This window comes from uncultured Sphingomonas sp. (genome assembly GCF_934560975.1).
Lineage (GTDB): Bacteria > Pseudomonadota > Alphaproteobacteria > Sphingomonadales > Sphingomonadaceae > Sphingomonas_I.
Map to the genome: position 1 here is coordinate 208,505 of NZ_CAKTFO010000001.1, position 20,253 is coordinate 228,757.

Sequence of the window (20,253 nt, forward strand, 5' to 3'; positions counted from 1 at the left end):
TCACGCCGAATAGCTGTTGCAGCCCCAGCGCTTCCAGTTGCGCGTGCGGGGGCAGCGGCTGACCTTGGTCAGCCACAGGTCGAAGATGCGCGGTTCGCGCAGGCAGGCGAAATAGCCGATGGCGTGAACGGCGAGCGCCACGGGCAGCGCCAGAAAGCTCCGCGTGATCAGGAACGCCTCGGTGGTGACCGCGGCGTTGATGATGAAATAGCTGTAGGTCACGCCCGCGAACATCTGCGGGCGAGTCAGCGCGCGAAAGACCGGCTGGCGCCGCAGGCTCATGGATCAGCCGCCCATCGCGGCGGTGGACTGGATGCCCGACACGATCGCGGAGGCGCCGAACAGGATGAAGCAGCCGATGATGACAGTCGCGCCGAAGCGCCAGTTCATCCGCCCGGTCAGCATCATGAAACCGACCATCGCGACCGCGATCACCGCGACGGCGGTGGCGACATTGCCCAACAGGGTCCCCTGCAACCAGCCGAGCGCGGCCACGATCGGCCCGGACCCGCGCGGATCCCCGGCGGCCTGCGCGAAAGCGGGGCTTGCGGCGCTGGCAGCGAACAGCGACGCCGCCGCAAGAGAACGGATGGACACGTCAGTTATCCTTCTTCTGAACAGGGGAGAGGTGATCGACGATGGACGCGACATAGGCGCGCGTCTCGGCAATTGCGGGAACGCCGCCGGCCTTCATCACGCGGCCGGGACCGGCATTGTAGGCGGCCAGCGCACGTTCGACGTCGCCGTCGAACAGGTCCAGCATCTGGCGAAGATAGCGGGCGCAGCCTTCCAGATTGCCGCGCGGATCGGCCGCGTCCACGCCCAACGCGCGGGCGGTCGCTGGCATCAGCTGGGCGAGGCCGCGCGCGCCCTTTGCCGACACCGCATCCGCGCGCCAGCGGCTTTCCTGCCAGACGAGGGCGGCGATCAGGCGCGGGCTCAGGTCGTAGCGGTGCGCCAGGTCGGCGACGATCGCGGCATAGCCCGCCGGAATGTCGCCGGCCTGGGGAATCGTCAGCGCGGCGTCGGGCACCATTCCGGCCTCGACCGCAAGCGGCGCGTCGTCCTCTTCCCCGCCGCTCCAGCGTACCTGGCCGGAACCGGTGCGGTAATGGGCCGTTCCGCCTCCATCGATCTCGATCACGTCGGCGCATGCCGGCGCGGTCGCAAGCGCTGCCATGACGGCCAGCGTAGCCGCCGTTGCAGCCCTGTTCACCTGGGCCAGACGTGACGATGTGTGGTGATGCCCCCGCATGGATATGCGCCGTAAAGGTGTAATGTGACTCTTGTGCGACACCCTCGCGCTGCTGTCGCCCGCACGTGGCATCCATGCGGCGGAGCAGAGCCGTACAGCCCGTCTTCACCAGGGCTGCCGCCTTTCGTATCGGGACCGCCTCAAGCGGACCCGCCGCCGTCTCGTTCATGGAACAGCGGCGGCGGACAGCCGAACTGCCCGCCGCTTGTGCTGGTTCAGGGTTGCTGCACGGTCATCGCCTGACCCTGATAGACCAGGCTGGTGGCGCCCGCTTCGGAGAAGTCGGGCACCGTCGCCCTGCCCGGCCCGTAGAAGCGGACGGCGATCGTCCGTGCGGCCGGCATCCCGTCATAGCCGCCTTCGCGCGCGCCGATCGTCAGCGTGCGGCTCGACTGATCCCAGCGCATCGGCACGCGGGCATATTTGCCCTGCGCATAGCCTGTGCTGACGCCGTCATCCTCGTAGAGCGAGAAGCTGCCGTCGGTGCCGGTGAAGACGTGCAGCACCAGCGGCCCGCCCTTGTTCTCGGCGGTGCTCATGACCGCGGGACCGGTCGGAATGATGGAGCCCGCGCGCACGAACAGCGGCATCCGCCCATAGGGCGCGGCGGCGCGGATCGTCTGGCCGCCGCGCGCGAACGCACCGCTGTTAAAGTCGTACCAGTCGGCGCCCGCCGGCAGGTACACGTTGCGCTCGCGTGCCTGGAAGGTGGTGACCGGCGCCACCAGGAATGCGCGGCCGAACAGATATTGGTCGTTGATGTCCCACGTCTTGCGGTCGGCAGCGAAGTCCATGACCATGCCGCGCATGATGGACCCGTCCTTCAGCGACGTGTCGGCGCCCAGCGTGTAGATGTACGGCATCAGGCGATAGCGCAGCGTGTCGTACCAGATCATCGACGCCTGCATCGCCGGGTCGCTCGCCGAAATCTCGTAGATCTCGCGATGCGGGAACTCGCCATGACTGCGGAACAAGGGCGAGAAGGCGCCGAACTGGAACCAGCGCAGGTTCAACTCCCGCCATTCCTGCTGCGCTTCCGGCAACTGCCGCGAGTAACGATCCTCGACCGAGAAACCGCCGATATCGTGCGTCCAGTTGGGGATGCCGGCCATGGAGATGTTCACCCCGGCCGAGATCTGCGCGCGCAGATCGTCCCAGCGCGCGGCGACGTCGCCCGACCACAAGGCCGAACTCGTCCGTTGCAGGCCGCCAAAGCCCGAGCGGGTCAGGATGAACGGCCGCACGTCGGGCCGCGCGGTGCGGAGCCCTTCGGCCATCCCCTCGGCATGGACCAGGGGGTAGCTGTTGAAGAAGGCCGCCGCCGGCCCGGATGCGGTCGGTCCCATGGCGTCGATCCGCTCCTCGATCGAGGAGTTGGAGTGGATGTCCGGCTCGGTTGCATCCATCCACCAGGCGTCGAAGCCCTTGGTCACCAATTTGTCGCGCACCTGCTGGAAGTAAAGCTGCCGCGCGCCGGGCGAATATGCGTCATAATCGGTATTGGCATAGCCCGGGCCGACCCAGTCCTTGCGCCCCGCCTTCAGGTTGCCCTGATACAGCCAGCCATGCGCGGCCATTGCCTTGGCATTGTCGGTGTTGGGATAGAATTTCGGCCAGACCGAGATCATGATCCGCGCGTTCATGGCGTGGACCTGGTCCACCATCTGCTGCGGCGTGGGAAAGCGGGTCTTGTCGAAATCGTGGCTGCCCCACTGGTCCTGCGGCCAGTAGAACCAGTCGAGCACGATGTTATCGAGCGGGATGCCGCGCTTGCGATATTCGCGCACCACGTTCAGCAACTGGTCCTGCGTTTCGTAACGCTGGCGGCTTTGCCAGAAGCCATAGGCCCATCGCGGCATCATGGAGGCGCGACCAGTGAGCTTGCGATAGTCGGCGACCACGCCGTCCATGCTGTCGGCGCCGACGAAGTAATAATCCAGCGCGTTGCCGACGTCCGACGACATCCACAGCGAGTGGCGGTCGGCATCGGGCAGGGGATCGCTGTGGAACAAGGCGAGGTAGCCGGCATTCGGCTCCCACTCGATCCGCACCTCGACCGGCTTGCCCTTGGTCATCGGCAGCTCGAAATTGTGGTACCAGGGGTTCCAGTTCGGGCGCCAGCGGTTCAGCACCTCCCTGCCGTCGGCGAACACCTTCACATAGCTGGACGAGTAGAGACGCAGCTTGTGCGTGCCGGTGAGCGTGGGGGTGACGGTGCCGGTCCACACCACCTTCTGCGTCTGTGCGGCGACGCCGGCCGTATTCTGTCCGCTGTCGGCCGACGCGACCGTCTTGGCCTTGGCCGCCGCCGGCCAGTTCGCCTGGTCGCGGATATATTGGTAGTTGATCGTCTGTTCGGTGCGGCTGACGGCCAGCTGCCCGCCCAGATAATAATCCGCCTTCCAGCCGCCATCCGCCTGCATCAGGTCATAGGGCTTGGGATTGCCGAAGCGGGTGATGGCGTTGCTGTCCCACAACAGGCCATAATTGCGGGTCGACACCACGAACGGCACCGCAATGTCCATGTTGTGCTGGGCGAGATCGACGTCCTCGCCATTATAGTTCATCTGGCCATTCTGGTGCTGGCCAAGCCCGTAAAAGCCTTCGTCGGTGCCGCGGTTGAACTGCTGCTGCGTCGCGACGAAGCCGCTGTTCTCGATCGTGATCGGGCGGATCGCGCCGCGCGCCGCCTCGTCCAGCACGGGCTTGCCCTGCGCGTCCAGGAAGCGGACATGCCCATCCTTCAACCGCACCTCGGCCGTGGCCTTGGCCAGCTTCAGCGTGACCAGCCCACCGCGCTTGGAGATGACGGGATTGCCGGCGGGGCCGGCCGTCACCATCAGGCTGCCGGGTATCTCGGTCAGCGTCTCGCCAGGCACCGCCGTGACGCGAAAGGCCGCATCTCCATAGGCCAGCACGCGCACGCGCTTGGCCGCGCCCGTGTCGGGCGTGACGACGATGCCCTGGTCGACGCGCTGGTAGGACGCGGCGCAGACGGGCGCGGCAAGGGCGATCAGCGCGGCGGAGGCGAGCAGGCGGACCATCGGTAAATCCTATCGAAGCGTGGAAAGAGTGACGCGGAGCAGCTGCGGAACGGAGGTGAAGTTCAGGCCCCAATCGGTCTGGTCGCCATTCCAGACGCGGTCGAATACCCATTGGCCCGCCGCATCATAATGGCCTTCCTCGGCCCGCAGGATCTGCGTCTGTTCGCCGGGCTTCGGCTCGGCCAGCGCCAGGTCGACGCGGGCATGCACGCCGGTGACCAGGAACTCGTCGGGGCCCAGTTGCGCCATCGCCGCGCCGCCCGACGGGAAGTCGTTGCCCTTGGGCTCGTCGGTCCCGAATTGCGGGCGTCCGAAGGTGACGGTAGCGCGCCAGCGGCCGAAACGCATCTCCTGCGCGTGCTTGGCGGCGGGATTTGTCGGTTCGGCGACGCCCTGCGTCTTGCCTTCCAGCGCCAGCTTCGGCCAGACGCGGACCAGCTGGCCGAACAGGCGATAGTTCAGGGCAAAGCCGCTGATCGCTTCGTCATCCAGCTTGGCTGCGCCCAGCGGAAAGTTGGTATAGCCGGTGAAGTCCAGCCCGAACGGCGAGAAGCCGATCGCGCCCTTGCCCACGACCGGGAAGAAGAAGCGGGAATAGACCTTGCTGCTGCCGGTTTCGGGCACAAACAGCGGATTGTCGGCGCGATTATATTGGTCGAGGAACCCGATATAGTCGCCATGGTCGGTGTTGTAGATGTCGGGTGCCTCGATATCGATCGCGGGCGCGGCGGCCTTCCAGATGTCCAGCATCGCCGGCACGGGTCCGCCCGACGCATAGGTGCCGGGCGCCTGCCATACGTCCGGATGGCCGGGCAGCGCCGCATTGACGTACATCGGCAGCGGGAGGACGGCTTTGCCGGCCGCGGCGATCGCGTTCACATAGGATGCCAGGTACCAGGTCTGGAACGCACCCTCGGCATCGCGACCGAACAGCTCGGTCCAGGTGCCGGGCTTCTTGCGCAGCTTGCGGGTCAGCTCGGCCGGTACGGTGCCGGCGAACAGGCGGTTGGCCTCCGGCGAATGGTCGCGGGCGAGGCGATAGCTGCCGGTTTCATTCTCCGGCTGGACCATGATCACCGTATGCTGGGGATCATTGGCCTTGAGATGTTCCATCAGGCGCACGAAGGCGCGCCTGTCTGCCTCCAGCGTCCTGGTGCCGTGCGGTGAGAGGGCGTAATGCTTCTCGCCCTTGTCCGTGATCATGCGCGGGAAGCGGCCGGGATTGGTCTTCACCCACTCCGGCGCATAGCTGGCGCTGGTATTCTTCCAGGTCGCGAACCACAGCAGCACCAGCCGCTTGTCGTGCGCGCGCGCTTCGTTCAGCAGCAGGTCGACCCACGCGAAGTCGAACTTGCCCTCCTGCGGCTCGATCTGTTCCCAAGCCACCGGGATTTCCAGCGTGTTGGCGTTCAGCCGGTCCAGCATCGGCCAGACCTTGGGCAAAGCCGAGGGATAGTTGGACGAATTATTGGCCTGCGCGCCCAGCATCAGGAACGGGCTGCCGTCGACGATCAGCGCATGGTGGCCGTTGCGGCTCTCGATATGGGGCAGGGACGGGTCGGCGGCCAGCGACGGCGTGGCCGCTGCACAGGCCAGGGCGCAAGCCGCGCCCATGTGCCAGCGATTACGGAAGATCTGCTTCACCTCTGCCCCCATGCTTGTCGGGGGCGTGGACGCCCCGGTTGCGGCGCGTTCTATGGAGCAAACATCGGCGACGCTAATGAAATAATGTTTCAGAGGTCGGGAAGCCTTTGTGCCGCCCGGGCCCAGTCGCGCAGCGAGGCGGAGCGCGCGCGTTCAGCCAATTCCGTCGCGTCGGCGATGGTGAAATGGCCGGCCTTGCTGATCGTCTCCAGTTCGTTCCAGTCGACCGGCGCGGCGACGGGCGCGTTGGGCCGGGCGCGCGCGACATAGGGCAGGACCGCCGTCGCGCCGCGCTGGTTACGCAGCCAGTCCAGGAAGATGCGGCCCTTGCGCTGCGTCTTCTTCATGTTGGCGGTGAAGCGTTCGGGATGCGCCGTGCTGATCGCGAGGGCGAAGCGGTGCGCGAAGTCCTTTACCGCCACCCAGTCGCGGCTGGCGTCCAGCGGTGCCACGACGTGCACCCCCTTGCCGCCCGACAGCATCGGCCAGGTGGCGAGCCCGATCTCGCCCAGCACGTCGCGCAACTGCATCGCGGCGCGCTTCACCTCCTCGAAGTCCAGTCCCTCGTCGGGGTCCAGGTCGAACACCAGCCGGTCGGCCAGCTCGACATCGCCCACCTTCGATCCCCAGCCGTGAAACTCGATCGCCCCCATCTGGACGCAGGTCAGCAAGCCCTTGGCGTCGTCAACGTAGAGGTAAGGTTCGTCATGCCCGTCCTTTTCGCGGATCGGCACATGCTTCACCGCGTCGCCAAAGCTGCCGGCGTCGTGCTTCTGGAAAAAGCATTGCTTGGCCCGCCCTTGCGGGCAGCGGACCAGGCTGATCGGGCGGTCCGCTACCCAGGCGAGGACCGGGTCCGCCATCGCCTCGTAATAGGCGGCGAGCTGGCCCTTGGTGATTCCGCTCTCGGGATAGATGATGCGATCGGGATTGGTGACGACGACCCCCGATCCCCGGTCGACGGGGGCGGCCGGTTGGTCGCCCGGGACCGGGGCCGGCACCTCGCGCACCACCTCCCGCTCCGGCTTGTCCTCGCGCAGGCCGACAAAGCTAGGGTGGCGGAGCACGCCGTCGCCGGTCCATTCGGTGAAGGCGATCTCCGCCACCAGCTTGGGCGCGATCCAGTGCGCCCCGCGCACCGCCGCGCGCGGTGCCTCCACCGTCGGCGTCTTGCGCTCCAGCGGCTTCATGCGCGCCATCAGCTCGTCGATCAGCGCCATGCCGAAGCCGGTGCCGACCTTGCCGGCATAGCGCAGCCCGCCATCTTCATGCAGGCCGAGCAGCAGCGAGCGAAAGCCGCGCCCCTTGTCGCTCGGTGTCCAGCCGACGATCACCAGCTCCTGCCGCCTGAGGCATTTGGTCTTCACCCACGCCTGCGTGCGCTTGCCGCGATAGGGCGCATCGGCGCGCTTGGACACGACGCCCTCCAGACCCTGCCCGCACAGGCTGTCGAACAGCTGTTCGCCGGACCCGGTCACATGCTCCGAATAGCGGATCGGGGCGGCGGCATCGGCCAGGTAGGCGCGCAGGCGATCCTTGCGCTCGATCTGCGGCAGGGATGTCAGGTCTTCCCCGTCCAGATGCAGCAGGTCGAAGGCGAAATAGGCGTAATCGCCGGTGCCCTCCTTGAGGCTGGCCTGCAACGCCTGGAAACTCGGGCGTCCCTGCGCGTCCAGCGCCACCACTTCGCCGTCGATCAAAGCGGACCCGGGCAGGGTCGCGGCGGCCGCCACCACCGGCGCGAACCGGTCCGACCAGTCCAGCCCTGTGCGCGTCCACGCCTGGGCCGTGCCACCTCCAAGGGCGACCAGGGCGCGGTAGCCGTCATATTTGACCTCGTGCAGCCATTGCCCACCGCCCGGCACATGATCGACCAGGGTGGCGAGCTGCGGTTCCTGGAACGGGGGCGGGGCGGCCTTGGCGGCGCGCGGTCGGGATGGTCTGGCCGGCTTGCGCTTCGGTGTGTGGGGCGGGGTGGGCGTGGGGTGGAGCGCGGCGTCGGCGGCCTGCACCTCGTCCTCCGCGCCGTGCCGGTCCCTGTTCGACTGCCACTCCCGTCCGCCGCCTTTTCCTTCGGCGATCTCCACCATGGTTCGCCCGGTCGCGACGGAGGTGAGGCAGCGGTCCACCAGATCCCCGGAGCCGCCGGCATGGTGGTCCTGGATCTTGCGCAGCAGCCAATTCTCATGCCGCTCCCGCCCGCGCGGTTTCAGGCGGATCAGCAGCCATTCGCCCTTCATCCGCTCACCCTGGAGGGTGAAGTGGAGATGGCCTTCTTCCAGCGTCTTGCGCGGGTCCTTGCCCGGCACCGGCGTCCAGCTGCCGCGATCCCAGAGCATCACCGTGCCGCCACCATATTGGCCGGCCGGTATCGTACCCTCGAACGTGGCATAGGCCAGCGGATGATCCTCGGTCCGCACCGCCAGGCGTTTGTCGTCGGGATCGAGCGAGGGGCCGCGCGTCACCGCCCAGCTCTTCAGCACACCGTCCAGTTCGAGGCGGAAGTCCCAGTGCAGGCGGGTGGCATCATGCTTCTGCACCATGAAGACGTTGCCCGCCGCCGCTCCGGGGGCGCCGGCGGGCTCGGCCGTCTGCGTGAAGTCGCGCTTGGCGTTGTAGGTCGCGAGGAGGTCGGTGGACGCCCCTCCGCCCTGGCCCCGTGTCGACGCGCGCTTACCCATGCCCGCCGCCCCTGCGGAGGTGGGGCCCCACCCCCGTTGCGGCTGGGGGCCGGTCTTGAGGGTGCGTCCTCCCGCTTCGCCCCTGCCTGCGCAGACGTGGCGGGGGGAGGGTCATCCTGCCGCCCGCTTCTTCGCGGGTGCCTTGCGGGGGGCGGGCTTGTCGTCCTCATCCGCTGCCTTCTTCGCCGCCGACGTCTTGGCCGATGACTTGGCGGGAGTCTTCTTCACTGTGGCATCATTCGCGGCGCCCGGCTTCTCCAGGCTGCGTTTCAGCGCGGCCATCAGGTCGACCACGTTGGAGCCACGCGATGCGGCGGGCTGCTCCTCCGCGGTTTCGATCGTCTTGCCCTTGCGCTTATGTTCGATCAGGTCGCGCAGCGCGTCCATGTAGCGGTCATGATATTCGCCGGCATCGAAGCGGGCGGTCTTCTTGTCGATCAGCGTGGTGGCGAGGTCCAGCAGGTCCTCGTCCGGGGTGACGTCGCCGATTTCGCGGAAATAGCTGGCGGCCTTGTTGACCTCGTCCGCATAGCGCAGCGTTTCCAGGACCATGCCGCGCCCGCACGGCTTCAGGCTGACGACATATTCGCGGCCGCGCAGGGCAAGCTGGCCGAGCCCGACCTTCTTGGCCCGGCGCAGGGCTTCGCGCAGCACCACGAACGCTTCTTCCGCCAGGTCGTCCGCCGGCACGACATAATAAGGCTTTTCGAAATAGATCATGTCGATTTCCGACTGATCGACGAACTGGGTGAGTTCGAGCGTCTTCTTGCTCTCCAGTTTCACCGCATCGATCTCCTCGTCGGAGATCAGGACATATTTGCCCTTTTCATATTGGAAGCCCTTGACGATCTCCTCCGGATCGACCGGGCCGATGCCGGGGGCCACCTTCTCATATTTGATCCTTTTGCCCGACGGCTCGTGGATCTGGTTGAAGGCGACGGTCGCCCCACTCTTGGTGGCGGAATAGATTTCGACGGGGATGGATACCAAGGCCAGCCTGATCTGCCCCTGCCAGTAAGCGCGCGCGGCCATGAGGAACGACCCTTCGTTGCGAGGCCGATTCAAAGCATGGAGCGGCCCGGGGTTCCTGCGCGCCGTTCGCCGGGTGAAAGATGCAGGAAAATACCCGTCGACGCTTCAGGTGCGCGGGCGCAGCAATCGCCGGAACAGGCCGCGTTTGGTCAGCGCCTCGAACATCTCGGACGGGTCCTCGGGATCGAGCACTTCATTGTCGGCAAGCCATTCCTGCACGCTGTTGAGGTCGACCTGCTCAAAGAGGCGGAGCGAACGGCCGGGACCGCGCAACGCCTCGATCGTGGCGATCAGCGAGCCCCCGTCCGCCAGCATCGCCGCGATCCGGTCCGGCTCTACATCGAGATGCTCGGCCAGCAGCCCGTCGCGGATGCCCGCCACGGTCCGGCGGTCGGCATCGCTGGTCGCATCGATCACCAGATCGCATTCGGTATCGAGTCCGAGCGAGCGGTTGTTCATGTTGGCCGACCCGATCCGCAGCCGATGCCCGTCTACGATCATGATCTTGGCATGGACGTAGATCGGCTCCCGGCCGGCGGTGAAGGGATGGTAGAGGCGGAAGCGGCCATGGCGATCACGCTCCGCAAGCGCCTGCATCAGGCGCGCGCGGGCCGTGTCCATCGCGATCGGCTCCAGCCAGCCTTGCGCGGTCAGCGGATTGACGATCACGATTTCGGGGCAGTCCGGCTCGTCCAGCCGGCGCGCGATCGCCTCCGCGATCCGGCGCGAGGCGAAATACTGGCTCTCCGCATAGATGCTGTGCCGGGCGGCCGCGATCTGCGCCAGAAACAGCGCCTCCACCTCACGCACCTCTTCCCGTTCCGGCATCTTGGGCAGGGTGCGGGCGATGCCGACGTCGATATCCGCGAAATCGACCGGCAGGTCGTCGGGCCAGCAATCCGCGCGGCCCGTGACGGGCTCCAGCGGGTGTCCGCCGGCGCGCGTCCACCGTGCCCGCGCCAGTTCGCCCAACGCCGCCGCGACCGGCCCCTCCACCGCCGCGGTGGCATCGTGCCACGGCTTGTAGGGTTTGCCGTTGGGCGTGGTGCGGCCGGGATCGCCGTCCCGATGCGCGCGCGTATCCCAGCGCTCGCTCGTCATGTCGATGCCACCGCAAAAGGCGAAGCAATCGTCGATCACCACGATCTTCTGGTGATGCGACGCGCCGGTCGGGTGGAAGCCGTCCAGCTTGGTGTGGACGCGCGGATGTCGCATCCATTCCACGACAGTCAACATCGTGCTGCCGCGCGCCAGCGTCTTCAGCGCGCCGACATCCCAGCGCAGCAGGAACACTTCCAGCTCGGGATTGCGGTCCACCAGCCACAGCACGAAGTCGCCCACCGTGGCCGGCTCGCCCGGTTCCTGCGGGGCGTCGGTCAGGCGGATCCGCGCGTCGAAATCCCAGCCGATCAGCATGATGCGGCGCTGCGCCTTCAGCATCGCGCCGCGCGCCGCCCGGAAATAATCGTCGGCATCGACGATCACGCGCATTCGCGTTGCCGCGTCAGACCGCCACACCGGCTCCCCCCTCCCAACCATCGTCGTTCGGACTAGCCGCTCAATCCACCCAGTCCAGCCCGATGTCGCGGTACAGGCCGCGATCCTCCTCCCAGCGGGGGTTTACCTTGACGTGCAGGAACAGGTGGACGGTCTGGCCGGTGATGCGGGACAGTTCCTCGCGCGCTTTCTGGCCGATCTCCTTCAGCCGGGCGCCGCGTGCGCCCAGGATGATGGCTCGCTGCGTGTCGCGCGCGACCAGGATCTGCTGGTGGATCGCGACCGAGCCATCCTTGCGCTCCTCATATTTCTCGGTCTCGACCGCGCTGTCATAAGGCAGCTCGGCGCGCAGCTGCAGGTAGAGCTGCTCGCGGGTGACTTCCGCCGCCAGCATCCGCTCGGACGCGTCGGATACCTGATCCTCCGGGAAGTGCCAGGGATCCTCGGGCATCCGGCCGGCAATGTCCGCCTTCAGCTGGGGGATGCCGTCACCGGTCAGCGCGGAAACGAAGTAGATCGCCTCCGGCGCGAGCATCCCCTGCAATTCCTGGGCGAGCGCCAGCAGCGGTTCCTTGACGGCGACGTCCACCTTGTTGAGGATCACGACCTTCGGCCCGGGCAAAGCGGCGACGCGATCCACCAGCGCGCGGGTCGCGCTGCCGAACTTCGTCTTGGCGTCGATCACCAAAGCGATCAGGTCCGCGCCTTCCGTGCCGGTCCAGGCGGCCGCGACCATGGCGCGGTCCAGCCGGCGCTTGGGATCGAAGATGCCGGGTGTGTCGACCAGCAGCAATTGCGCCTCGCCTTCGATGGCGATGCCCATCAACCGGGCGCGCGTGGTCTGCGCCTTGGGGCTGACGATCGCCACCTTCTGCCCGACCAGCGCATTGACCAGGGTGGATTTGCCCGCATTGGGCGCGCCGACGACGGCGATCAGGCCGCAGCGTTCGGTCATTGAAGCTCTCCCATCAAAGCGGCCGCGGCGGCGGTCTCCGCTTCCTGTTTCGACGATCCCTCGGCGGTGGCGCTGCCTCCGCGCTTGCCGCCCACCTCCACCTTCACGATGAAGCGGGGGGCGTGATGCGGCCCGCTCTGCCCCACCAGCGAATATACGGGCGGGCGGCATTGGCGCGCGGCCGCCCATTCCTGCAACGCGGACTTGGGATGCTTCGGCGCCTGGGTCAGGCGGTCGAACCGTTCGCTCCACAGCCGCTTCACCGCATCGGAGGCGGTGCGGAAATCGGTTTCCCGGAACAGCGCGCCAATCAGCGATTCCACCGCGTCGCCGACGACATTGTCGCTGCTCTGCGCGCCATCGTCGCGCGCCTGCTTGCCCAGGATCAGCCGCTCCGGCACCCCGGCCTCGCGCCCCACCGCCGCGCATGTCTCGCGGCTGACCAGCGCGTTCAGGCGGGCGGACAGGCGGCCTTCCGGCTCTTCCGGGAAACGCTCATACAGCCAGGCGGCGATGGCGAGGCCGAGCACCCGGTCGCCCAGAAACTCCAGCCGTTCGTAGCTCGGCCCGCCCTGGCTGCCATGCGTCAGCGCGCGCGCAAAAAGGGCGGGGTCGCGGGGTGTGTGTCCGAATGCGCCTTCTACCCAGGCGGCAAGCTGTGCGGGATCGCTCATCCGCGCCGCCCTAGCACGACACGGGCGTCACGCCACCCCGAGCCGTTCCGCCGGCACCGCCTTGTTGCCGGCCGCGCTGAACGGGGAAGGGCCGGCGGGGTTCAACCGCCAGGCATGCGAGGAACTGGCCCGGTCAGGCGACCAGCAGGCGGTATCCCGCAAAGGCGAGGATTACGGCCAGGATCGGCCGGACGATATTGTCCGCCAGCCTGCCCGCAAGAACCGAGCCAAGGGCGATGCCGGGGATGGAGCCTATCAGCAGCATGCCGAGCGTACCGAAATCCACCGTACCCATCCACAAATGGCCCAGGCCCGCAACCAAGGTCAGCGGCACCGCATGGACGATGTCCGTTCCTACCAGTCGCCGCGCCGACAGCCGGAACGGATACAGCGTCAGCAGCATCGCCGCGCCCAGCGCCCCCGATCCGACGGAGGTCACCGCAACAAGGCAGCCGAGCAGGGCGCCCGCGGCGACCGTCAGCGCGGGTTGCCAGGGATGGACCGTGATCGCGGTGGTGCGGGCGGCGGTGGCGTAGGTGCGGATGCGTTCCTTGAACATGGTCGCGATGGCGGTAAGGATCAACACACCGCCCAGGATGTGCATCACCGTGCCGCCCCTGATCTGGTGAATATCTGTTTTCGCCAGCCACCACACGGTCAACGCCGCCGCCGGCAGGCTGCCGAGCGCGAGTCGGCGGACGACCTGCCAGTCGGGCGCGCCATGGCGATGGTGGATGAAGCCGCCGACCGACTTGGTGATGGCCGCGAACCACAGGTCGGTGCCGACGGCGGTGGAGGGGGACACGCCAAAGAACAGGATCAGGATCGGCGCCATCAACGATCCGCCGCCGACGCCGGTAAGGCCGACCATCAGCCCCACGATCAGTCCGGCCAGCGCATATAGCCAATCCATCCCTGCTCCTTGTGCTTCGTTTTCCGCCTGTTGGCATGGCCCTCGTCATCGTGCCAGCCACTGCGTCGATGCGTCACCGCTTGACCGCCGGGCCACCCTTACCTATGGGGCGACGGCGCACGCCTTTTCAGGCGGGTGCCTATGCGCGGCGGTCGTAGCTCAGTTGGTTAGAGCATCGGTTTGTGGTACCGAGGGTCGCGGGTTCAAGTCCCGTCGTCCGCCCCAGCATTTCTCTGCAGCGTGATAGTCGTTGCGTTCCCAGGCGCAGGGTGGACGTACTGCTTCGCAGATTGATGGCGGCAACTGCCGGACCATAGGTGCCTTCGCAAGGGGGAGGGCATGCCGATTTGCTCAGCGACGGTCTCGGTGCATCAGCCAAACCCCATGACATTTCGGGGTTTTTAGGCGCATTGTGATGCTGGACTATGAACCCGCCGAATATGAAGCGGCCGCCGCGGGATCAGCCGGGCCCTCATGTATGTCATTGCGATGACGTTTCTAAATTTCTAATCTAGATCAGTATTCCAGCAATATAAGTTGCAATTGTGGTAAGCCGCAGCATAGCTTTGTGGTCACCAAGGTGCCGTCCACCACTCTGCCGGGTAATCTGATGGCTTCAAAACGGGTTCTTGATCGGACGATCGACCGGCTCGCGGTGCGCAGTCGCCTGTTGCGCTTCAAGCTGCTGAACCGATGGCGATCGGACGGCATCAGCCGGCGTCAGGCCTCTTTCACCCCGCGCGACATCCCGCCGGTGGGCTGGGATATGTTGCGGGCGGTGCGCGAGCAGGGGGTGGGCTTGTTGCCGGGCATTGCCGCTTTGCTCGGGCCGGCCAGCGGCGCGATCGTCGACGATCTGGTTCGCCGCGGCAGCGGGGCTTGGCACTGGCCGGCAGAAGGACTTCTCGAATCCGAGGATATCTACACGCTGGCGCCCGAGGTCTACCGCTTGGGGCTGGAACCGGGACTGCTCGACCTTGCGGAGAACTATCTGGCCGAACCGTGCTTCTACATGGGATGTTCCATGAAGCGGGAGGGGGTGACCTCCTCCATGGCGGGCACGCGTCAATGGCATCTCGATATCGAGGATGACCGCATGCTGCGCGTCATCATGTACCTCAACGATGTCGAGCTTGGCGGCGGCACCTTCTCCTACATCGATCGTGCGGCGAGCGCGATGGCCCGCAGCCGGCTGAATTACGCATCCGGCTACGTGCCCGATACGCAGATGCGGGTGGTCGCGGATGAATCCAGTTGGAACAGGGTGCTCGCACCCGCAGGCGGGGTGCTCGCGTTTGACGGGACCAAGATCTTTCACCGGGTCGAGCGTCCGACCGCGCGCGAGCGGTTTTCGCTGTCGCTGACCTATTCCACCCGCCATCCGCGCCAGGTGATGCGCGTGGTCCGGCTGCAGCAGCAGAGCCGACGCGACCTGCTTGCCAGCCTGTCGGAGCGGCAGCGCGCCTGCATTCCCTCGCCCCGTTACCTCTGACCGGGCAGATCGGACGCGGCAAATTTCCGGGACAGCTTTGGGTAGCGCCATCTGGATCCAAACATTATTGCGCGCCTCTGAAATATTCTGAAGTTCGGAGTCGCTCATGCCTGCCTTGTGGAACCTGCCCGATTTCGACGCGCATGAGGGCGTCCACTTCTTCACCGATGCCAGGAGCGGGCTGCGCGCGGTGATCGCGGTCCATTCCACCCATCTCGGTCCGGCGGCGGGCGGCACGCGGTTCTGGCATTATGCCGACGATGCCGATGCGGTGACCGACGCGCTGCGCCTGTCGCGCGGCATGAGCTTCAAGAACGCCATGGCCGGCCTGCCGATGGGCGGCGGCAAGGGCGTGATATTGGCCGGTCCGGAACGCGCCAAGTCACCCGAACTGCTTGCCGCCTTCGGCCGCGCGGTCGATTCCCTCGGCGGCCGCTACGTCACCGCCGAGGATGTCGGCATGGGCGAGGCGGACCTGGTCGCGATCGGCAACGAGACCCGCTACGTCTGCGGCCTGCCGGTGGGCGAGGGTGCGGCCGGCGGCGATCCCGGGCCCTACACCGCGATGGGCGTGTTCCTGGGCGTCAAGGCCGCGATCAAGCACGCGCTGGGCAAGGACAGCGCGGACGGCGTGCATGTCGCCGTGCAGGGCGTGGGTTCGGTCGGCGGCGGGCTCGCCCGCTTGCTGGCGGCGGAGGGCGCGCGCCTGACCCTCGCCGACGTGGATGCCGCCCGGGCCGAGGCGCTGGCGGGCGAACTGGGGGCGGCCACCGTTCCAGCCGACCGGATCGTTGGGGTGGAGGCGGACGTGCTCAGCCCCTGCGCCTTGGGGGCGATCCTGACGGAACAGAGCATCGCCGCCTTGAAGGTGAAGGCCGTTGCGGGCGGCGCCAACAACCAGCTGGCCACCCCGGACGACGGCGCCCGCCTCCATGCGCGCGGCATCCTCTATGCACCCGATTACGTCATCAATGCCGGCGGCATCATCAACGTCGCGCTGGAATATCTGGGCCAGGGCGACCGCGCCGAAGTCGAGTCCCGCCTGCACCAGATTCCGGTGCGGCTGGAATCGATCTGGGCCGAAAGCGAGAAGACCGGCGAAACCGAGGCGGCGGTGGCCGATCGCATGGCGATGGCGCTGATCGGCCGCGCCTGATCGCAACATCGTTCAGGAAGGTTTGTTTGGCGCGCGCTCTCGGCTAAAGCGCGCGCCAGCCATGTCAGACACGCCCGAAACCAAGCGCGATTATCGCGACACCGTCTTCCTGCCGAAGACCGACTTCCCCATGAAGGCGGGTCTTGCCGCCAAGGAGCCGGCGATCCTCGCCAAATGGCAGGTGGACGCGCTTTACGACCGGATCCGCGCGGCGCGCGCCGGGCGCGAACGCTTCATCCTCCACGACGGCCCGCCCTACGCCAATGGCGACATCCACATGGGCCATGCGATGAACAAGGTGCTGAAGGACATCGTCGTCCGCACCCAGTCGCTGATGGGCAAGGATGCGCCCTACGTTCCCGGCTGGGACTGTCACGGCCTGCCGATCGAATGGAAGGTCGAGGAGGCCTATCGCGCCAAGAAGCAGAACAAGGACGAGGTGCCGGTCGACCAGTTCCGGGCCGAATGCCGCGCCTATGCCGCCAAGTGGGTCGACGTGCAGCGCGATCAGTTCCAGCGCCTGGGCGTGATGGGCGAGTGGGACGATCCCTACCTGACCATGAACTACGCCTCGGAAGCGATCATCGCCGGCGAACTGCTCAAGTTTGCGGAAACCGGCCAGATCTATCGCGGTGCCAAGCCGGTGATGTGGTCGCCCGTCGAAAAGACCGCCTTGGCCGAGGCCGAGGTCGAGTATGAGGACATCACCTCCACCCAGATCGACGTCGCGTTCGAGATTGTCGAGAGCCCGATTGCGGAACTGGTCGGCGCTTACGCGGTGATCTGGACGACCACGCCTTGGACAATTCCGGTCAACCAGGCGTTGGCCTTTGGGCCGGAGGTTGGGTACGCTTTGCTTGAGACGGCCAAGGGAAAGTTTTTGGTTGCCGGAGCTCTCGCAGGTGAGTTTGTCCGCCGTGCGGGCCTTTCTGAATTGGACGAAACCGCAGACAGTCTCAAGACATGGGACTACCTCGGTCTTCCGTGGAGCGATGAAGCGCAGATTGAGAACATAAGCTGGCATGGCTTAGGTTCCGCCCTAGCCGGCACGATGGTCCGTCACCCCATGCACCATCTTGGCGGCTTCTTCGCCAAGCCACGCCCGATGCTGCCGGGCGATTTCGTCACCACCGATGCCGGCACCGGCCTCGTCCATATGTCGCCGGATCATGGCGAAGACGATTTCCTGCTGTGCAAGGAGCATGGCATCGATCCCGTCTTCGCGGTCGAGGGCGATGGCAAGTATCGCGCCGACTGGCCGTGGCTGGGCGGGCAGGGGAGCGTCATCAACCCCAAGTTCAACAGCCCCGAAGGCCCGATCTGTACCGCCCTGCGCGAAACCGGCGCTTTGCTTGCCGCCAGCGCGGACTTCCAGCACAGCTATCCGCACAGCTGGCGCTCCAAGGCGAAGGTGATCTTCCGCGCGACCCCGCAATGGTTCATCGCCATGGATCGGCCTATCGCGGCGGAGATCGATGCGGCCGAGGGGCTGGACGACGGCAATGGGGCCAACGCCGTGACCCTGCGCCAGCTGGCGCTCGACGCGATCGCACGCACCCGCTTCGTGCCGGAAAAGGGGCGCAACCGCATCGGATCGATGGTGGAGGGGCGGCCCGACTGGGTGATCTCCCGCCAGCGCGCGTGGGGCGTGCCGATCGCGCTCTACGTCAACAAGGCGACGGGCGAGTATCTGCGCGATGAACAGGTCAATGTCCGCATCCTCGCCGCGTTTCGCGAAGGCGGGGCCGATGCCTGGTTCACCGCCGATCATCAAACCCTGCTCGGCCCCGATTACGCCCTGGCTGATTACGAGCCGCAACGCGACATTCTCGACGTCTGGTTCGACAGCGGCTCCACCCACGCCTTCACGGTCGAGGCGCGCTATGGCGAGGGCGTTCGCGCCAACCTCTATCTGGAAGGGTCGGACCAGCATCGCGGCTGGTTCCAGTCCTCGCTGCTGGAAAGCTGCGGCACGCGCGGGCGTGCGCCCTATGATGCGGTGCTGACCCACGGCTTCGCGCTGGACGGACAGGGGCGCAAGATGTCCAAGTCAATCGGCAACGTGGTCGATCCGCTCAAGATCATCGGCGAGAGCGGCGCGGACATTCTGCGCCTGTGGGTCGCGTCGACCGACTATTTCGAGGATGTGCGCATCGGCAAGGAGATCCTGGCCGGCACGTCGGACGCCTATCGCAAGCTGCGCAACACGTTCCGCTATCTGCTCGGCGCGCTGGACGGCTTTGCGGAGGAGGAGCGGGTCGCGGCGGACGCGATGCCGGACCTGGAACGCTATGTCCTGCATCTGCTGAGCGCGCTCGATGCGGAGTTGAAGGCGGCGGCGGATGCGTTTGAGTTCAACCGCTACGCCCGCGCGCTGACCGACTTCTGCAACAACGATCTGTCGGCCTTCTTCTTCGATATCCGCAAGGATTCGCTGTATTGCGATGCGCCGACCGATGCGAAGCGGCGCGCCTACCGCACCACGCTGGACATCCTGTTCCACGCTTTGGTCCGCTATGCCGCGCCGATCCTGTGCTTCACGGCAGAGGAGGCGTGGGGCACGCGCTATCTGGACGGCGGATCGGTCCACCTGCTGGAATGGCCGGAAACCGAGGCCGACTGGGCCGATGCGCGCCTGGCCGAGCAGTGGGAAGAATTGCGCGCGCTGCGCCAGGTGGTCAGCGCCGAAATCGAGCCCAAGCGCCGCGCCAAGGAAATCGGGTCGAGCCTGGAGGCGCGCGTGGTCATCGGCCTGCCCGACGAGCGCGACCGTCCCAACGTCACCAGCGGCGAACTGGCCGAGCTGCTGATCGTGTCCGACGCGATGATCGACACGGTGGCGCATGGCCCGGTGGCGATCGTGCACCGCACCGACAATCACAAATGCGGCCGTTGCTGGCGGCATTTGCCGGAGGTGACCGAGGACGGCGACCTGTGTGCCCGCTGCGAGCAGGTGGTGGGATGAGCCCGCGTCCGCTCGGTTGGATCGTGGCGGCAACCGTGTTCGCCCTCGACCAGCTGACCAAATGGGTCATCACCGGGCCGCTGAGGCTGCCTTATATCGACCAGGTCGAGGTGCTGCCGATCTTTCGCCTGATCTGGGTCGCCAATCATGGCGTGTCGATGGGGTTCCTGACCGCCAACAGCGACATGCAGCGGTGGGTGCTGGCGCTGGTCACGGCCGGCATCGCCCTGTTCGTGGCGTTCTGGATGTGGCGGGAACGGCGGACGTGGGACGTGGTGGCGTTGGGCTGCGTCCTCGGTGGCGCGCTCGGCAACATCCTGGATCGGGTGCGGCTGGGCTATGTTACCGATTTCTTGAACCTTCACTTTGGCGCATGGTCGCCCTTTTTGGTCTTCAATGTCGCCGATGCAGCGATTAGCATCGGCGTGGCCCTGTTGGTGCTCCGCGCAGTCCTGACGCGCGACGTGCCGGCCCCCGCGGAGGAATCGAAGTGATGAACAAGCGTAACCTGGCCGCCGCGTGCACGCTGGCGCTGCTCGCGCTCGCCGGCTGCCGCAGCAGCGAAAGCTCGGGCGTGTTCGCCGCGCGCAAGGGCGTGCCGAACGAATTCGCGGTCGGCCGCGCCGCGCCGCTGACCGTGCCGCCGGACTTCGCGATGGTGCCGCCCAAGCCGGGCCAGCCGCGCCCGCAGGATGCCGACAGCTCGCAACAGGCGCTGGACGTGCTGTTCGGCGGCCGTCGTCCGGTCAGCCAGGGCGAGCAGGCCTTGCTCCAGTCAGCCGGCCCCGCCGCTCCGGCAGGCGTCCGCTCGCAGGCGGGCAGCAACAATACGACGGTGGTGGACAAGGGTGCGGCGACGCGCGACATCATCAACGCGCCCGCTTCGTCCAACCCACAGGCGAACGCCACCACCCCGCAATAACGGCCTGCGACAAGGAGCGCGTG

General features: G+C 66.7%; 16 protein-coding genes and 1 tRNA gene. 6 read left to right on the forward strand and 11 right to left on the reverse strand.

The annotated features are described in order from the left end of the window. The 11 genes from Q0D93_RS00910 to Q0D93_RS00960 form a co-directional block, all read right to left on the reverse strand. A complete protein-coding gene (locus Q0D93_RS00910) occupies nucleotides 1-282 on the reverse strand; it encodes a type IV secretion system protein VirB3 (protein WP_294390045.1) in 282 nt (93 codons plus the stop codon). Between the two features lie 3 nt (nucleotides 283-285). Next, nucleotides 286-597 carry a TrbC/VirB2 family protein gene (locus Q0D93_RS00915; protein ID WP_294390048.1) on the reverse strand — a complete coding sequence of 104 codons (312 nt, stop codon included), beginning with the start codon at nucleotides 595-597 and terminating at the stop codon, nucleotides 286-288. Nucleotide 598: 1 nt separating this feature from the next. After that, on the reverse strand, nucleotides 599-1,180 hold the full coding sequence (locus Q0D93_RS00920; protein ID WP_294390051.1) for a lytic transglycosylase domain-containing protein: 582 nt from the start codon (nucleotides 1,178-1,180) through the stop codon (nucleotides 599-601). Nucleotides 1,181-1,470: 290 nt separating this feature from the next. Beyond that, nucleotides 1,471-4,299 carry a TIM-barrel domain-containing protein gene (locus Q0D93_RS00925; RefSeq protein ID WP_294390054.1) on the reverse strand — a complete coding sequence of 943 codons (2,829 nt, stop codon included), beginning with the start codon at nucleotides 4,297-4,299 and terminating at the stop codon, nucleotides 1,471-1,473. Between the two features lie 9 nt (nucleotides 4,300-4,308). After that, entirely contained in the window at nucleotides 4,309-5,943 is a 1,635-nt protein-coding gene (locus tag Q0D93_RS00930; protein ID WP_294390057.1) for a DUF5597 domain-containing protein, read from the reverse strand. Between the two features lie 89 nt (nucleotides 5,944-6,032). Beyond that, on the reverse strand, nucleotides 6,033-8,624 hold the full coding sequence (gene ligD, locus Q0D93_RS00935; RefSeq protein ID WP_294390060.1) for a DNA ligase D: 2,592 nt from the start codon (nucleotides 8,622-8,624) through the stop codon (nucleotides 6,033-6,035). Between the two features lie 111 nt (nucleotides 8,625-8,735). Then, nucleotides 8,736-9,656 carry a Ku protein gene (locus tag Q0D93_RS00940; RefSeq protein WP_294390064.1) on the reverse strand — a complete coding sequence of 307 codons (921 nt, stop codon included), beginning with the start codon at nucleotides 9,654-9,656 and terminating at the stop codon, nucleotides 8,736-8,738. Nucleotides 9,657-9,761: 105 nt separating this feature from the next. After that, nucleotides 9,762-11,147 (reverse strand): phospholipase D-like domain-containing protein, encoded by a 1,386-nt coding sequence (locus Q0D93_RS00945; protein ID WP_294390067.1) that lies wholly within the window; start codon nucleotides 11,145-11,147, stop codon nucleotides 9,762-9,764. Between the two features lie 67 nt (nucleotides 11,148-11,214). Further along, nucleotides 11,215-12,108 carry a GTPase Era gene (gene era / locus Q0D93_RS00950; RefSeq protein WP_294390070.1) on the reverse strand — a complete coding sequence of 298 codons (894 nt, stop codon included), beginning with the start codon at nucleotides 12,106-12,108 and terminating at the stop codon, nucleotides 11,215-11,217. Further along, nucleotides 12,105-12,782 (reverse strand): ribonuclease III, encoded by a 678-nt coding sequence (gene rnc / locus Q0D93_RS00955; RefSeq protein WP_294390073.1) that lies wholly within the window; start codon nucleotides 12,780-12,782, stop codon nucleotides 12,105-12,107. The genes era and rnc overlap by 4 nt, the downstream gene beginning before the upstream one ends. A 133-nt stretch (nucleotides 12,783-12,915) precedes the next feature. Then, the gene (locus Q0D93_RS00960; protein WP_294390076.1) at nucleotides 12,916-13,695 is read right to left on the reverse strand and encodes a sulfite exporter TauE/SafE family protein; all 780 of its coding nucleotides are present in this window, start codon (nucleotides 13,693-13,695) and stop codon (nucleotides 12,916-12,918) included. A 148-nt stretch (nucleotides 13,696-13,843) separates the two neighbouring features. On the opposite strand from Q0D93_RS00960, the gene Q0D93_RS00965 reads away from it, so the two are divergent. The 6 genes from Q0D93_RS00965 to Q0D93_RS00990 all read left to right on the forward strand — a co-directional run bounded on the left by Q0D93_RS00965 (nucleotide 13,844) and on the right by Q0D93_RS00990 (nucleotide 20,230). Next, nucleotides 13,844-13,920 (forward strand) — tRNA-His (locus Q0D93_RS00965). 343 nt (nucleotides 13,921-14,263) lie between these two features. Further along, a complete protein-coding gene (locus Q0D93_RS00970) occupies nucleotides 14,264-15,187 on the forward strand; it encodes a hypothetical protein (RefSeq protein ID WP_294390078.1) in 924 nt (307 codons plus the stop codon). Between the two features lie 106 nt (nucleotides 15,188-15,293). After that, nucleotides 15,294-16,343, forward strand: a complete 1,050-nt coding sequence (locus Q0D93_RS00975; RefSeq protein ID WP_294390081.1) for a Glu/Leu/Phe/Val dehydrogenase dimerization domain-containing protein — start codon at nucleotides 15,294-15,296, stop codon at nucleotides 16,341-16,343. 61 nt (nucleotides 16,344-16,404) lie between these two features. Continuing rightward, entirely contained in the window at nucleotides 16,405-19,308 is a 2,904-nt protein-coding gene (ileS, locus tag Q0D93_RS00980; RefSeq protein WP_294390084.1) for an isoleucine--tRNA ligase, read from the forward strand. Further along, on the forward strand, nucleotides 19,305-19,802 hold the full coding sequence (gene lspA, locus Q0D93_RS00985; RefSeq protein WP_294390087.1) for a signal peptidase II: 498 nt from the start codon (nucleotides 19,305-19,307) through the stop codon (nucleotides 19,800-19,802). The genes ileS and lspA overlap by 4 nt, the downstream gene beginning before the upstream one ends. Next, complete coding sequence (locus tag Q0D93_RS00990) at nucleotides 19,802-20,230, forward strand: DUF3035 domain-containing protein (protein ID WP_294390092.1); 429 nt, start codon at nucleotides 19,802-19,804, stop codon at nucleotides 20,228-20,230. Before lspA ends, Q0D93_RS00990 begins: the two co-directional genes overlap by 1 nt. The last annotated feature ends 23 nt before the right edge of the window (nucleotides 20,231-20,253 follow it).

Excerpts from the sequence above, each read along its gene's own strand:
- Q0D93_RS00910 (WP_294390045.1), bottom strand. The coding sequence starts at position 282 with ATGAGCCTGCGGCGCCAGCCGGTCTTTCGCGCGCTGACTCGCCCGCAG.
- Q0D93_RS00975 (WP_294390081.1), top strand. The coding sequence starts at position 15,294 with ATGCCTGCCTTGTGGAACCTGCCCGATTTCGACGCGCATGAGGGCGTC.
- rnc (WP_294390073.1), bottom strand. The coding sequence starts at position 12,782 with ATGAGCGATCCCGCACAGCTTGCCGCCTGGGTAGAAGGCGCATTCGGA.
- lspA (WP_294390087.1), top strand. The coding sequence starts at position 19,305 with ATGAGCCCGCGTCCGCTCGGTTGGATCGTGGCGGCAACCGTGTTCGCC.
- ligD (WP_294390060.1), bottom strand. The coding sequence starts at position 8,624 with ATGGGTAAGCGCGCGTCGACACGGGGCCAGGGCGGAGGGGCGTCCACC.
- Q0D93_RS00940 (WP_294390064.1), bottom strand. The coding sequence starts at position 9,656 with ATGGCCGCGCGCGCTTACTGGCAGGGGCAGATCAGGCTGGCCTTGGTA.
- ileS (WP_294390084.1), top strand. The coding sequence starts at position 16,405 with ATGTCAGACACGCCCGAAACCAAGCGCGATTATCGCGACACCGTCTTC.
- Q0D93_RS00960 (WP_294390076.1), bottom strand. The coding sequence starts at position 13,695 with ATGGATTGGCTATATGCGCTGGCCGGACTGATCGTGGGGCTGATGGTC.
- Q0D93_RS00920 (WP_294390051.1), bottom strand. The coding sequence starts at position 1,180 with ATGGCAGCGCTTGCGACCGCGCCGGCATGCGCCGACGTGATCGAGATC.
- Q0D93_RS00925 (WP_294390054.1), bottom strand. The coding sequence starts at position 4,299 with ATGGTCCGCCTGCTCGCCTCCGCCGCGCTGATCGCCCTTGCCGCGCCC.
- Q0D93_RS00945 (WP_294390067.1), bottom strand. The coding sequence starts at position 11,147 with ATGCGCGTGATCGTCGATGCCGACGATTATTTCCGGGCGGCGCGCGGC.
- era (WP_294390070.1), bottom strand. The coding sequence starts at position 12,108 with ATGACCGAACGCTGCGGCCTGATCGCCGTCGTCGGCGCGCCCAATGCG.
- Q0D93_RS00990 (WP_294390092.1), top strand. The coding sequence starts at position 19,802 with ATGAACAAGCGTAACCTGGCCGCCGCGTGCACGCTGGCGCTGCTCGCG.